This window comes from Azospirillum sp. B506 (assembly GCF_000333595.1).
GTDB lineage: Bacteria > Pseudomonadota > Alphaproteobacteria > Azospirillales > Azospirillaceae > Azospirillum.
Window position 1 is genome coordinate 46,888 of the sequence record NZ_BADK01000091.1, and the last position, 14,035, is coordinate 60,922.

Sequence of the window (14,035 nt, forward strand, 5' to 3'; positions counted from 1 at the left end):
AAAAGGGGGCTGGCAATGCGACAGCTTACGGGCACGGGTCCGGCATGCGGTTGTGCACGGCGTCGATCTCCGCCATCACCTCCGGCGACAGGGTCAGGGAGAGGGAGTCGATGTTGGAGATCAGCGTCTCCATCGTCGTCGCCCCGATCAGCGACGAGGTGACGAAGGGTTGCTGCAGCGTGAAGGCGATGGCCATCTGGTTGGGCGCCAGCCCGTGGCGGCGGGCGATGTCCAAATAGGCTTCGGTCGCGGCATCGGCATTGACGGTGGCGTAGCGCGACGGCCGGTGGTCGAGCGCGCGGCGGCTGCCCGGCGGAATGGCGCCGTTCAGATACTTGCCGGTCAGCGTTCCGGCACCCAGCGGCGAGTAGGCGAGCAGCCCGACATCCTCGCGCAGGGCCACTTCCGACAGCCCGTTCTCGAAGGTCCGGTTGAGCAGGTTGTAGGCGTTCTGGATCGAGGCGACGCGCGGCAGGCCGGCGGTTTCGGCGGCGCGCAGCCAGCGCATCCGCCCGCAGGGGCTTTGGTTCGACAGGCCGACATGGCCGATCTTGCCGGCCTGCACCAGTTCGGCCGGCGCCGACGGCGTCTCCTCGATCGGCACGGCGTCCTGCTCCGGCTTGTGCTGGTAGGTGCGGACGCCGAAACGGTTGGTGACACGGTCGGGCCAATGGATCTGGTAGAGGTCGATGTAGTCGGTCTTCAGCCGCGACAGGCTGGCCTCGACCGCCGCGAAGAGGTTGGCGCGGTCCAGCCGCGACTTGCCCTCGCGCACCCAGCCGAAACCGCCGGCCGGCAGGCCGATGATCTTGCTGGCGAGGATGACCTTGTCGCGCTTGCCGCGCGACTGGAACCAGCTGCCGATCACCTCCTCGGTCTTGCCATAGGTGTCGGCGGTGGGCGGGATGGCGTACATCTCCGCCGTGTCCCAGAAAGTGATGCCGCGGTCGAGCGCCGCGTCCATCTGGGCATGGCCTTCGGCCTCGGTGTTCTGGCGGCCCCAGGTCATGGTGCCCAGGCCGATGGCGCTGACCGACAGGCCGGTACGGCCGAGCGGACGATATTGCATCCGGAACATTCCTTATTCGAAGAGGCTATCAGAGGAAGAGCGTCAGCACGCCGGTGTAACCGTAGAGCCGGTTGTGCGACACCTCGCCCGAGGCGAAGAAGCCGGTCAGCGGGATGTCGCCGAAGGTCTCGCGGATCATCGACAGCTCGGCATCGGCGGCACCGAACAGGCTGGGACCGCGGGCGATGCAGCTGACATACACCGCCCCCTTCGGCGTTGCCTTCACCCGTTTCTTGAGGCTGTCCAGCATCCGGCGCATGTCGGCGGCTGCGGTTTCGGAATCGCGGCGGGTGAACATCACCGGCTGGCCGGTGGTCACCCGTTCGGCAATGGAAATCCAGCCGGCGCGCGGGTCGATGGCGATCAGGTCGCGGACCAGATAATCCTGGGTGTCGGACCCGACGATGGGCAGCCCGGCGCAGATCACCCCGGCCACCTGCCGCAGGTCGGCGGCAAGCTCCGGCCCGATGTCCTCCTTGAACACGTCCAGCGCCGGGCGGCCGTCGATCTCCAGGATGACGTTGTCGTCGCTGGCGGTGACGGTGCGGGTCGGCCCGATGGGGCGGCAGCCCTGGGTCAGGGCGGTGGCGACCGGCAGCTGCGGCGCGAACAGCACGCCGGACACGCCGCCATCGGTGACCGGGGCGGCATCCTCCGCCCCGGCGGCGATCTGCGGGAACTCCCCGCGCGAGGCGGTCAGGCCGCCGACCAGGAAGACGCCGGTCTCCTCCGACAGACGGGCGACCAGCCCGGCCATGTCGGCATGGTGCGGGTCGACATGGACCAGCGCCAGCGCCGCGCCATGCTTGTCGAGCCAGCCGCCGGCACTGCCGCGCAGCGGCTCCAGCCCATCGGTCAGGGTGGGGAACAGGCGGAAGCCGTCCTCCGGCAGGCGGGCGGCCATGATCGCCAGACCCGGCTCGTCGAACAGGACCGCTCCGTTCGCCATCACGCCGATGCCGGCGGTACCGACCCAATGGCGGATGCCGGTGACGCCGCGCAGCAGGGTGACGATGCTGGTGGCATGCTCCGCCAGCCCATCGGTCAGATAGAGGAAGCCCAGGTTGCAGCCGGCGACCGGCCCCAGCCGGTCGAGGCAGGCCTTGACCGTCTGTCCCCACTCCGCCCCGGCGGCACAGGCGGCGGCAAAGCGGATGTCGCTATCCAGGGTCGCGGTCATGATGGCTCAGCCTCCGGTCTTTTCTGTAGTCTTCCGGATTTGCGGCAGGCTGTCGAGCAGGGCGGTGACGGACGGCAGGATGCGCTCCACGATCACCGCCACGCCCTGGGCATTGGGGTGCAGCCCGTCCGGCTGGATCAGCGTCTGCTGCAACGCCACCCCGTCGAGGAAGAAGGGATAGAGCGGCACATCGTAGGTCTTCGCCAGGTCCGGATAGATGGCGTTGAAGCTGTCGGTGTAGGGCTTGCCCAGGCTGGGCGAGGCGAACATGCCGGCCAGCAGGGTCGGGATTTTGCGCTCCGTCAGCGTCTTCAGGATGGCGTCGATGTTGGCCTTGGCCTGACCGGGGTCGAGCCCGCGCAGCATGTCGTTGGCGCCGAGTTCGACGATGGCGGCGTCCGGCCCGTCGGCCAGCGCCCAGTCCAGCCGCGCCCGCCCGCCGGCGGTGGTGTCGCCCGACACGCCGGCATTGATGACGGTGACGCTGTAGCCCTTGGCGGCCAGCGCCTTTTCAAGTTGCCGGGTGAAGCCCTGCGGTTCCGGCAAGCCGTAGCCGGCGGTCAGGCTGTCGCCCAACGCCAGCAGCTTCACCGGCTGTGCCGCGTCGGTACGGGTCGGAACGGTCATCGATATCCCTGCGGCGAAAAGAAAGGCCAGAGCCACCCCAAGGGCGCCCATGTTGAAAGCCCGGCGGGTCGTGCCATATGGCGATGGTCCATTCCGCTTGTGCGAGTGTCGCATGTCCAAGGCTCAGTCCCCTGCAACGTCGTCAAACTCCATCGCCCGGTCTTCCAACGAAACCATCGTTGAACTCGACGACGTCCATCTGAAATTGGACAGCGGGGCCGGACCCGTCAACATCCTGCGCGGCGTGAATCTTCAGGTGGCGGCCGGGGAGCGGGTCGGCGTCGTCGGCCCCAGCGGCTCCGGCAAGTCCACCATGATGATGGTGATGGCCGGGCTGGAACGCCCCAGCGGCGGCATCGTCCGCGTCGCCGGGCAGGATCTCGGGCGGCTGGACGAGGATGGCCTGGCGCGTTTCCGCCGGCAGCATGTCGGCATCGTTTTCCAGGCCTTCCATCTGGTGCCGACCATGACGGCGCTGGAGAATGTCGCCATCCCGCTGGAATTCGCTCGCGTCGCCGACGCCTTCGACCGCGCCCGGACCGGGCTGGAACAGGTCGGGCTGGGGCACCGCATCCACCATTATCCCGGCCAGTTGTCGGGCGGCGAGCAGCAGCGCACCGCCCTGGCCCGCGCCTTCGTCACCGAGCCATCGCTTCTGCTGGCCGACGAGCCGACCGGCAACCTCGACATCGACACCGGTGCCACCATCGTCAAACTGCTGTTCGATCTGGCCGAGCGGCGGGGGACGACGCTGGTGCTGATCACCCACGACCAGAGCCTCGCCGCGCGCTGCGACCGCAAGGTGCGGCTGGCGGACGGGCGGATCGCCGACGACGGACAGGCGGAAAGGCGCGCGAAGCTCCAGGCGGCGGGGGAGTGATGACCAACCTCCGCCTCGCGCTCCGGCTTGCCCGGCGGGAGCTGCGCACCGGCCTGAAAGGCTTCTGGGTCTTTCTCGCCTGCCTTGCCCTGGGCGTCGCCGCCATCGCCGCGGTGCAGTCGGTGTCGAGCGGGCTGCTCGACGGGCTGGCGAGCGACGGGCGCTCCATCCTCGGCGGCGATGTCGCGTTGCGGCAACTCTACACCCCGCCGACCGACGAACAGATGGCCGCGCTGAAGGCCGGCGGCCGGGTCTCGACCTCCGCCGAGATGCGGGCGATGGCACGGGCCCCCAACAATGCCGACGACGATGTCCGCTCCTCGCTGGTCGAGCTGAAGGCGGTCGACGATCTCTATCCGCTCTATGGCGCCGTGACGCTGGAGGGCGGCGGCGACCTGCGCGACGCGCTGGCGCAGAAGGACGGCCACTGGGGCGCGGTGATCGAGGCCAGTCTGGTCGACCGGCTGAGCGTCAAGCCCGGCGACACCATCCATGTCGGCGAAGGCGCCTACCGCGTCGCCGCCGTGCTGGATCGCGAGCCGGACCGCGCCTCCTCCAACGCCTTTTCCCTGGGGCCGCGGCTGCTGGTGGCGCTGCCGTCGCTGGCGAACACCGGGTTGCTGCAACCCGGCAGTCTCACCTGGTGGAGCACCAAGGTGGCGCTGCCGCCGGATACCGACCTGAAGGCATGGCAGGAGGGATTGCGCACCCGCTTTCCAGACGCGCCCTGGCGGATGCGCGACTACACCAACGCCTCGCCGCAGATCGAACGCTTCATCGAGCGCATGACGCTGTTCCTGACCCTGGTCGGGCTGACGGCGCTGCTGGTCGGCGGCGTCGGAGTCGGCAACGCGGTGCGCAGCCATCTCGATTCGCGCGCCCGCACCATCGCCATGATGAAGTGCATCGGTGCGCCCGGCGCACTGGTCTTCCAGCTCTATCTGGCGCAGATCCTGGCGCTGGCCCTGCTGGGCATCGTCATCGGGCTGGCGCTGGGCGCCGTGGCGCCGCTGGCGCTCGGACGGCTGCTCGATGGCGTGCTGCCGGTGTCGGCCCATATCGGCGTCTATCCCGGCGCCCTGGCGCTCGCCGCCCTTTATGGCGTGCTGACCGCGCTGACCTTCTCGCTGTGGCCGCTCGGCCGGGCGCGCGAGGTGCCGGCCGGCGCCCTGTTCCGCGATGTGATCGCCCCGGCCGGCGGACGGCCACGTATACCCTACACGGTCGCGATGATCGTCTCCGCCCTGGCGCTCGCCGGTCTGGCGGTTCTGACCGCACACAACAAGCTGTTCGCCCTTTGGTTCGTCGGCGGCTCCATCGCCACCTTCCTCGCCTTCCGTGCCGCCGCCGCATTGGTGACATGGGGGGCGAAGCGGGTAGGGCGCGTGCGGCATCCGGGGCTGCGGCTGGCGCTTGCCAACCTGCACCGGCCGGGCAACCCGACGGCGGCGGTGGTGCTGTCGCTGGGGCTCGGCCTGACGGTGCTGGTTGCCATCGCGCTGATCCAGGGCAATTTCTCCCGCCGGGTATCGGAGACGATCCCGCAGGACGCCCCCGCCTTCTTCTTCGTCGACATCCAGCGCGACCAGTTCGATCCCCTGCGCGATCTCGTCACCGCCGTCCCCGGCACCAGCAGCTTCGAGGCGGTGCCGAGCCTGCGCGGCCGGATCGAGCGGGTGAACGGCCAGGACGCCGAACAGGCATTGGTCAACCCGGAACAGGCCTGGATCCTGGCCGGTGACCGCGGCATCACCTATTCGGCAACACTGCCGAAGCATTCCACCGTCACCGCCGGCAACTGGTGGCCGGCCGACTATGCCGGACCGCCACTGCTCTCGATCCACCAGAGCGTCGCCGAGGCCTTCGGCATCGGTCCCGGCGCCACGATGGTCGTCAACATCCTGGGCCGCAGCATCGAGGCCAAGGTCGCCAACGTGCGCTCCGCCGATTTCAGCAGCATGGCGATCAACTTCACCATGGTGTTCGCCCCCGGCACGCTGGAGGGGGCACCGCAGACCTGGGTCGCCACCGTCCGCACCCCCCCCGGTGCCGAGACGGAGGTGCAGCGCGCGGTGCTGCAACGCTTCCCCAACATCACCATGGTGCGGGTGAAGGACGCGCTCGACACGGTGGCGGAGATGCTGGGCCATATCGGCACCGCGGTGCGCATCGTCGCCGGCATCACGCTCGCCGCCGGCACGCTGGTGCTGGCGGGTGCTGTCGCCGCCGGGCATCGCCGCCGGGTCTATGATGCGGTGGTGCTGAAGGTGCTGGGAGCCACGCGCGGCGACGTGCTGCGCGCCTTCCTGCTGGAATATGGGCTGCTCGGGCTGCTGACCGCGACCATTGCCGGCATCATCGGCACGCTGACCGCCTGGGCGGTGCTGAAGTTCCTGATGCATTGGGAATGGAGCTTCCTGCCGTCGGCGGTCATCACCACCGCTTTGCTCAGCACGGCGATCACGCTGGCTTTCGGGTTCTATGGTACTTGGCGGGCTTTGGGCCAGCCTTCGGCGCCATTGCTTCGGAACGAGTGACGCCCGTGTCATGACGCCGCAGGAAAAACGAATCGTGAAAGCTTTTTCATTCAGAAAAAGCGCCGCCGATTCCTATTGAACCGGCTGACGGACTCGCCAATATGTCCTGCAACGGGATCACCCTATTCCACCGAGGAAACCAAACCATGGCAGACCCGACCTATAACCGCTTCGCGACCGTGGGCCGCGCGACAGATCGGGGATACTTCGACGAAGGCCTGCGGCAGCACATGCTGCGCGTGTACAACTACATGGGCGCCGGCCTGATCCTGACGGGTCTGGTCGCGGCACTCGTGTCATCCAGCCCGGCCATGCTGCAGGCCATCTTCGGCACGCCGCTGAAGTGGGTGGTGATGCTGGCCCCGCTGGCCTTCGTCATGGTGCTGTCCTTCGGCATCCAGCGCCTGTCCTTCGCATCGGCACAGATGATCTTCTGGGCCTATTGCGGCGCCATGGGCCTGTCGATGTCGGCCATCTTCCTGGTCTTCACCGGGGCATCGATCGCGCTGACCTTCTTCGTCACCGCAGCAACCTTCCTGGCGATGAGCCTCTACGGCTACACCACGAAGGCCGACCTGTCGAAGATGGGCTCGTTCCTGATGATGGGCGTCATCGGCCTGGTGATCGCCGGCCTGGCGAACATCTTCTTCCAGTCGCCGGCCCTGCACTTCGCGATCTCCGCCATCGGCGTGCTGATCTTCACCGGCCTGACCGCCTACGACACCCAGGCGATCAAGGAAAGCTACGCCGAAGGCTACGATCACGAGAGCACCGGCAAGCTCGCCCTGATGGGCGCCCTGACGCTGTACCTGGACTTCATCAACCTGTTCCAGTTCCTGCTGCAGTTCCTGGGCCAGCGCAACAACGACTGAACCCGAGACGCCTGATCGGACAAGCATCGGATCACGCAGCAGCCGCCCGGAAGCACCCGCTTCCGGGCGGTTTTCTTATGGACCGGCTCAGAATTCGACGGTCACCGGGTCGCCGACCGCCAGCCCCAGCACCCGGTCGGCCCGTCCGCGGTTGACGGCAATCTCCGCCAACCCATTGGAGTTCTCGTACCACAGCGGCTGCCCCGGCCCGACGGCACCGAAGGTGCGGGCACGGGTGATGCGGGTGCCGGCGGCAGTCAGCACCGCATCGGCAGGCAGGGCGGAGGCCCGCATGCCGGTCATGGCGTTGCCATAGACGTCGACATAGACGATGCGCGGCAACTCGTCCGGCCAGTCGGGACGGTCGATGGAGTCGCGGGGAAGCGGGCTGCCCGCGACGGCCCGCCCCGTCGCAAGGCTGGCAGCCACCGGGGCGAACAGGTCGCGGCCATGGAAGCTGGCGGACAGCCGATCCGGACTCCAGTCGATTGTCCAGGCGTTTAGCGACGTTGCACGGCGGGCGGGCAGGGCGAAGAGGCCATTGTCCGGGCCGACGAACCAGCGCCCGTCGGCCTCCACCATCACCGGCCGACGGTCGGTGCCGACGCCGGGATCGACGACGCAGAGAAAGACGCTACCGGCCGGGAAGGCCGGGGCGTAGGCGGCCAGCAGATAGGCGGAGAGCTGCGGGTCGAAGGCGGGAGCGTCGGCGAACAGGTCGATGACCGGGACGGTCGGCGCCTGTTGCGCCAACACCGCCTTCATCTGGCCGGTGTAGGGACCGGAAAGCCCGAAATCGGTGAAGAGCAGGATCATGGGGCAGTCTCACCAGTGCTGCGGCGGTCCTGCCCCCATCCTACCCCCCATTCACACCGACTTGGTATCCAGTGCGTAGCCGGCCGACCGCACCGTGCGGATCAGGTCCAGCTCGTCCTCCTCGTTCATCGCCTTGCGCAGGCGGCGGATGTGTACGTCGACCGTACGCGGCTCGACGTACACGTCATGGCCCCACACCAGATCGAGCAGCTGTTCGCGCGAGAACACCCGGCCGGGATGCTGCATGAAATGGCGCAGCAGGCGGAATTCGGTCGGGCCGAGGTGTACGTCCCGGCCGTTCCGGCGAACGCGGTGGGCGGCCAGATCCATGGTCACGTCGGCGAAGGTCAGTACCTCGTCCGTCATGCCGGGGGAGGCGCGGCGCAGCACGGCGCGCATGCGGGCGACCAGCTCGGTCGGCGAGAAGGGCTTGGTGATGTAGTCGTCGGCACCGGAATTCAGGCCGCGCACCCGGTCGCCTTCCTCGCCGCGGGCGGTCAGCATGATGATCGGGATGTCGCGGGTCTTGGCGTTGCGCCGCAGCTGGCGGCAGACCTCCAGACCGCTCATCAGCGGCAGCATCCAGTCGAGCAGCACGATGTGCGGCGTCTGTTCGCCGGCGGCCAGCAGGGCCTCCTCACCGTCGCTGGCGGTGGCGACGCGGAAGCCTTCCTTTTCCAGGTTGTACTTCAGCAGCGTCAGGATGTCGGCCTCGTCCTCGACGATCAGGACGAGCGGCTTCAGGGCCGCGTTCATGGTGGCTCCGTTCACGGCGCGCGTCTCGACGTTAACCGGCATGGCACAGCCTTTTCAACAAAGGAGGGAGGGGGGAACAGGCATGGGACAGGGTTCAGCCGTAGCGGCCGGTGATGTAGCCCTGGGTGCGCTCGTCGCGCGGGTTGGTGAAGATTTCCTCGGTGTCGTCGCACTCCACCATCTCGCCGAGATGGAAGAAGGCGGTGCGCTGCGACACGCGGGCGGCCTGCTGCATGTTGTGGGTGACGATGACAATGGTGTAGTTGGCCCGCAGCTCGTCGATCAGCTCCTCGATATGGGCGGTCGCGATGGGGTCGAGCGCCGAGCAGGGCTCGTCCATCAGGATCACCTCGGGGCTGACGGCGATGGCACGGGCGATGCACAGCCGCTGCTGCTGGCCACCGGACAGGCTGGTGCCGGGTTCGCGCAGGCGGTCCTTGACCTCGCCCCACAACCCGGCGCGCTTCAGCGAGGTCTGCACCACCTCGTCCAGCTCATCCCGTCCGGAGGCGAGGCCATGGATGCGCGGGCCGTAGGCCACATTGTCGTAGATCGACTTCGGGAAGGGATTCGGCTTCTGGAACACCATGCCGACGCGGGCGCGCAGCTGCACCGCATCGACCGCCTTGCCATAGACGTCCTCGCCGTCGAGCGCGATCCGCCCCTCGACCCTACAGCCCTCGACAGTGTCGTTCATCCGGTTCAGACAGCGCAGGAAGGTCGACTTGCCGCAACCGGATGGACCGATCAGCGCCAGCACCCGGTTTTCCTGGATGTCGAGGTTGATGCCGCGCAGCGCCTGCTTGGCGCCATAGAACACCGTCACTCCATGGGCGGTCATCTTGTTGGGCAGCGCAGCGGCGGTACGCTGGCCCGGACGGTCGTCGGCGCGGGGCCGCAGCTTCAGCTGGTTCTGAATGCTCATGACGCTCACCACCGTCTCTCGAAAATCTTGCGCAGGATCACGGCCGCCCCATTCAGCAGGATCAGGACGCCGAGCAGGATCAGGATCGCCGCCGAGGTGCGCTCGGTGAAGGCCCGCTCAGGGCTGTCGGCCCACATGTAGATCTGTACCGGAAGCACGGTGGCGCTGTCGGTCAGTCCGCGGGGGATGTCGACAATGAAGGCGACCATGCCGATCATCAGCAGCGGCGCCGTCTCGCCCAGTGCACGGGCCATGCCGATGATGGTGCCGGTCAGGATGCCGGGCATTGCCAGCGGCAGCACATGGTGCAGAACCGTCTGCAGGGGCGAGGCGCCGATGCCCAGCGCCGCCTGACGGATCGACGGCGGCACCGCCTTCAGCGCGACGCGGGCCGAGATGATGATGACCGGCAGCGTCATCAACGCCATCACCAGCCCGCCAACCAACGGCGCCGAGCGCGGCATGCCGAAGAATCCCAGGAAAACCGCCAGACCGAGCAGGCCGAAGATGATCGACGGCACCGCGGCGAGGTTGTTGATGTTCACCTCGATCAGGTCGGTCCAGCGGTTCTTCGGCGCGAACTCCTCCAGATAGACCGCGGCGGCGATCCCGACCGGCACCGAGAGGGCCATGGTCACCAGAAGCGTCAGGAGCGAGCCGATGATGGCGCCGCCGATGCCGGCCTGTTCCGGTTCGCGGCTGTCGCCGGCGGTGAACAGCGTGGTGTTGAAGCTCTGCGCCAGCGCACCGGAGGCCAGAAGCGCGTCGGCAGCGGCGACCTTGGCGTCGCTGAGCCCGCGCTCGGTCTCCGGCAGGTCGCGGCGGTAGGCGCCCTTCACCAGCTGGTCTATCTGGTCGTCGGCGCGGACCCAGACAGTCTGCGTCGTCCCGGCCAGCGCCGGATTCTTCGCCACCATCGCCTCCAGCTCGTACGGCGCGCCCGACGACAGCAGGTCGTTCAGCACGCGTTTGCCGGCCCGGTCCGTCACCTGCGGGAACTGGGCATAGAGCGCCCGGCGCAGCGCGGCGGTGTAGTTGCGGTCGGCGACCTCAGCCGGGTCCAGCGTCACCTCCAGCCGGATCCGCGCTTCCCAGAAGGCACTGGCGCCCTTGGCGACGATGGAGCCCAGCAGCAGAAGCAGGATCAGCGCCGCCAGCGCCACCGCGGCGGCCCCGGCCAGCCGGAAGCGGCGTTCCGCCGCGTGGCGGGCGCGCAGGCGGCGGGCGAAGGCTTCGCTGCGCAGGCGCGACTTCGGGGCGGAGGAGGGGCCAGGGGAGGAAGCAGGGGAGGGCGTCACGGCCGCCACGTCCCGCTCGACAAGGTCAGTCATATTTTTCCCGATAGGTCCGGACCACCCGCAGGGCGACCATGTTGAGGCAGAGCGTGACGAGGAACAGCACGAGGCCGAGGCCGAAGGCCGACAGCGTCTTCGGGCTGTCGAACTCCTGGTCGCCGACCAGCAGCGTGGCGATCTGGGTGGTGACGGTGGTCACCGCCTGCAACGGGTTGGCGGTCAGGTTGGCGGTCAGGCCCGACGCCATGGTGACGATCATCGTCTCGCCGATGGCCCGGCTGACCGCCAGCATCACCGCGGCGACGATGCCCGGCAGGGCGGCCGGCAGCACCACCTGCTTGATCGTCTCCGACTTGGTGGCGCCGAGGCCGTAGGAGCCGTCGCGCAAGGATTGCGGCACCGCGTTGATGACGTCGTCCGACAGCGAGCTGACGAAGGGGATGATCATCACCCCCATGACGATGCCGGCGGCCAGCGCCGATTCCGAACTGACGTCCAGCCCCAGCGCCTCGCCGACCGAGCGCACGAAGGGCGCCATGGTCAGCGCGGCGAAGAAGCCGTAGACCACGGTCGGGATGCCGGCCAGGATCTCCAAAGCCGGCTTCAGCCAGGTGCGCACGCCGCGCCCGGCATATTCGGACATGTAGATCGCCGCCATCAGCCCGACCGGCACCGCCACCAGCATGGCGACGACGGTGATGAGAAGCGTACCGGCGAACAGCGGGATCGCGCCGAAGGAGCCGCTGGAGCCGACCTGATCGGCCCGCATCGCCATCTGCGGACTCCAATGGGTGCCGAACAGGAAGTCGAGCGGCGAGACGACGCTGAAGAAGCGCAACGCCTCGAACAGCAGCGACAGCACGATACCGACCGTGGTCAGGATGGCGACCAGCGAGCAGAGGACCAGCGCCACCCGCACCACCCGCTCCACCACCGGGCGGGCGCGCAGGTCCGGGCCGATGCGGTGGCTGCCCCAGGCGAGGCCGGCGACGGCGAGGCTGGCCCCGACCGCCAGCAGGCTCCAGTCGGCGAGATCGCGGAAGGCGGTGTAACGGCGGGCCGCCTCCATCACCAGGGGATCGGGCTCGCGCCCGGTGGCGATGCCGCGGGCGAGGTTGAGGATGTCGGCCTTCAGCAAGGCGACCGACTGGCCGTCGCCGGTGGCCAGCCGCTCCGGCAACGCCGACAGCACCAGCTGCAGGACGAGCCAGCCCTCGGACGCGGTCCAGGCGACGAACAGCAGCAGCGCCGGCAGCCCGGCCCACAGCGCCACATAGACGCCGTGATAGGCGGGAACCGAATGCAGCTCCGCCACCCGCCCGCCGACCGACGACGACGCGCGCGACCGGCCGATCAGGAAGCCGATCACGGTGAGCAGGGCCAGGGTCAGGGCGAGGAGGGTCAGCTGCATGCGGGTGGCTCAGGGCGGGGGAGTTGGTCAGAACTGGAGCGGCGTCAGGTTGACCGCCTCGACACGAGCCGCGTCGCGCAGCGCCTTCGGCTCCGGGATCAGGCCCTTGTCCACCAGATAGCCGTCGTCGCCCAACGCCCGTTCGGAGGTGTATTCGCCGATGAACTCGCGGATGCCAGGAATGACGCCGGCATGGGCGTTCTTGACATAGATGTAGAGCGGACGCGCCAACTCGTACTTGCCGGCGGCCACCGTCTCCGCAGTCAGCTCCACCCCGTCCATCTTCGCGGATTGCAGCGTGTCGCGGTTCTGGTCGAGGTAGCTGTAGCCGAAGATGCCGAAGGCGTTCGGATTGGCCGCCAGCTTCTGGACGATCAGGTTGTCGTTCTCGCCGGCTTCGACATAGGCGCCATCCTCGCGGATGGTCATGCAGACGCGCTCGCGCGCCTTCTCGTCGGGAACCGCCCCGGCGACCTCGGTCAGCTTCCTGCAGCCTTCCAGCATCGCCAACTCGTTGAAGGTGTCGCGGGTACCGGAGGTGGGCGGCGGCCCCAGCACCTCGATCGCCACCTTGGGCAGCGACGGGTCGATGTCGGACCATAGCCTGTAAGGATTGGCGACCAGGGCCCCGTTCACCGGCACTTCCTTCGCCAGCGCCTTCCACAGGATGACGGTGGACAGCGACACCGGCGCCGCCTTTTTGGAGGAGGCCAGTGCGATGCCGTCATAGCCGATCTTCAGCTCGGTCATCGTGGTGACGCCATTGCCGGCGCACTGGTCGACCTCCGACTTCTTGATCCGGCGCGAGGCGTTGGCAATGTCGGGATGGCCCGGGCCGACACCGGCGCAGAACAGTTTCAGCCCGCCGCCGGTGCCCGTCGATTCGACCACCGGGGTCTTGAACTTGCCGGTCTTGCCGAAAGCCTCCGCCACCGCGGTGGTGAAGGGGAAGACGGTGGAGGAGCCGACCGCGCGGATCTGGTCGCGCGACTGGGCGACGGCAGGTGCGGCGGCGAGGCTCAGGGTAAAGGCGAAGGCGCTCGCGGCGACGGCATGCGTCCGGGTGGTCACGGGTGCCCCTCTTCGATCGAACGGAGACTGGTCCAGCGGAATGGCGCGGACCATAGACCCGGAGGGCGACCAATTGATTACGTTTTTATGACGCTTTCATGACAGCGTCACGGAAGGAACTGCCATTCTCATCCCCTGCCGAATCCCCTCTCCCCCCCGGGGAAAGTGTTAGGGTGAGGGGGGAGCGCGGCGGAAAGCTTGGGAACGACACGGAGTGTCTCCCCCTCACCCCGACCCTCTCCCTGGGGGCGAGAGGGGGAAATCGCTTCTCCCACCGCCGGCAGGTAGACGGTGAAGGCGCTGCCCACCCCGACCTCGCTTTCGATGGTCAGACGGCCACGGTGGCGGTTCAGGATGTGCTTGACGATGGCCAGCCCCAGTCCGGTGCCGCCCATGGCGCGGGAGCGCGCGGCATCGACACGGTAGAAGCGCTCGGTCAGGCGGGGCAGGTGGGTGCGGGCGATGCCGTCGCCGCGGTCACGCACCGAAACCGAGACCATGCCGCTGCCGCCGCGCCCGGTGCGCTTGTCCTTCGCCGCGGCGCCCGGCGCCGGCAGACCGGTGAAACCCACCGCCGCCCCGTCGGTCAGCGCCAC

General features: G+C 68.3%; 13 protein-coding genes. 3 read left to right on the forward strand and 10 right to left on the reverse strand.

Going from position 1 to position 14,035, the window contains the following annotated elements:
• Nucleotides 1-25 precede the first annotated feature (25 nt).
• Genes I71_RS03410 through I71_RS03420 form a run of 3 tightly spaced genes read right to left on the reverse strand, consistent with a single transcriptional unit; the run spans nt 26 to nt 2,876 of the window.
• Nucleotides 26-1,069: an aldo/keto reductase gene (locus I71_RS03410; RefSeq protein WP_042690612.1), complete on the reverse strand. Its 1,044-nt coding sequence runs from the start codon at nt 1,067-1,069 to the stop codon at nt 26-28.
• A gap of 28 nt (nt 1,070-1,097) precedes the next feature.
• On the reverse strand, nt 1,098-2,249 hold the full coding sequence (locus I71_RS03415; RefSeq protein WP_042690615.1) for an FIST N-terminal domain-containing protein: 1,152 nt from the start codon (nt 2,247-2,249) through the stop codon (nt 1,098-1,100).
• Between the two features lie 6 nt (nt 2,250-2,255).
• A complete protein-coding gene (locus I71_RS03420; protein ID WP_085940673.1) occupies nt 2,256-2,876 on the reverse strand; it encodes an arylesterase in 621 nt (206 codons plus the stop codon).
• A gap of 112 nt (nt 2,877-2,988) precedes the next feature.
• Between I71_RS03420 and I71_RS03425 the strand changes: the two genes are divergently transcribed.
• From I71_RS03425 to I71_RS03435, 3 genes are all read left to right on the forward strand, one after another.
• Nucleotides 2,989-3,756 carry an ABC transporter ATP-binding protein gene (locus I71_RS03425; protein ID WP_042690624.1) on the forward strand — a complete coding sequence of 256 codons (768 nt, stop codon included), beginning with the start codon at nt 2,989-2,991 and terminating at the stop codon, nt 3,754-3,756.
• Nucleotides 3,756-6,293, forward strand: a complete 2,538-nt coding sequence (locus I71_RS03430; protein ID WP_042690629.1) for an ABC transporter permease — start codon at nt 3,756-3,758, stop codon at nt 6,291-6,293. The genes I71_RS03425 and I71_RS03430 overlap by 1 nt, the downstream gene beginning before the upstream one ends.
• Nucleotides 6,294-6,439: 146 nt before the next feature.
• Complete coding sequence (locus I71_RS03435; RefSeq protein ID WP_042690632.1) at nt 6,440-7,165, forward strand: Bax inhibitor-1/YccA family protein; 726 nt, start codon at nt 6,440-6,442, stop codon at nt 7,163-7,165.
• A gap of 87 nt (nt 7,166-7,252) precedes the next feature.
• On the opposite strand, the gene I71_RS03440 is transcribed toward I71_RS03435, so the two are convergent.
• The 7 genes from I71_RS03440 to I71_RS03470 form a co-directional block, all read right to left on the reverse strand.
• Nucleotides 7,253-7,981, reverse strand: coding sequence for an S-adenosyl-l-methionine hydroxide adenosyltransferase family protein (locus I71_RS03440; protein ID WP_042690635.1), 729 nt, complete (start codon nt 7,979-7,981; stop codon nt 7,253-7,255).
• Between the two features lie 51 nt (nt 7,982-8,032).
• On the reverse strand, nt 8,033-8,737 hold the full coding sequence (phoB, locus tag I71_RS03445; RefSeq protein ID WP_083896944.1) for a phosphate regulon transcriptional regulator PhoB: 705 nt from the start codon (nt 8,735-8,737) through the stop codon (nt 8,033-8,035).
• Nucleotides 8,738-8,831: 94 nt separating this feature from the next.
• Nucleotides 8,832-9,662, reverse strand: coding sequence for a phosphate ABC transporter ATP-binding protein PstB (gene pstB / locus I71_RS03450; RefSeq protein ID WP_083896945.1), 831 nt, complete (start codon nt 9,660-9,662; stop codon nt 8,832-8,834).
• A gap of 5 nt (nt 9,663-9,667) precedes the next feature.
• Nucleotides 9,668-10,993: a phosphate ABC transporter permease PstA gene (gene pstA, locus I71_RS03455; RefSeq protein ID WP_042690641.1), complete on the reverse strand. Its 1,326-nt coding sequence runs from the start codon at nt 10,991-10,993 to the stop codon at nt 9,668-9,670.
• Nucleotides 10,986-12,368: a phosphate ABC transporter permease subunit PstC gene (gene pstC, locus I71_RS03460; protein ID WP_042690643.1), complete on the reverse strand. Its 1,383-nt coding sequence runs from the start codon at nt 12,366-12,368 to the stop codon at nt 10,986-10,988. The genes pstA and pstC overlap by 8 nt, the downstream gene beginning before the upstream one ends.
• A 27-nt stretch (nt 12,369-12,395) precedes the next feature.
• Nucleotides 12,396-13,439, reverse strand: a complete 1,044-nt coding sequence (locus I71_RS03465) for a PstS family phosphate ABC transporter substrate-binding protein (protein WP_042690646.1) — start codon at nt 13,437-13,439, stop codon at nt 12,396-12,398.
• A 128-nt stretch (nt 13,440-13,567) separates the two neighbouring features.
• The coding region (locus I71_RS03470; protein ID WP_244433608.1) for an ATP-binding protein at nt 13,568-14,035 on the reverse strand (468 nt) is incomplete at its 5' end.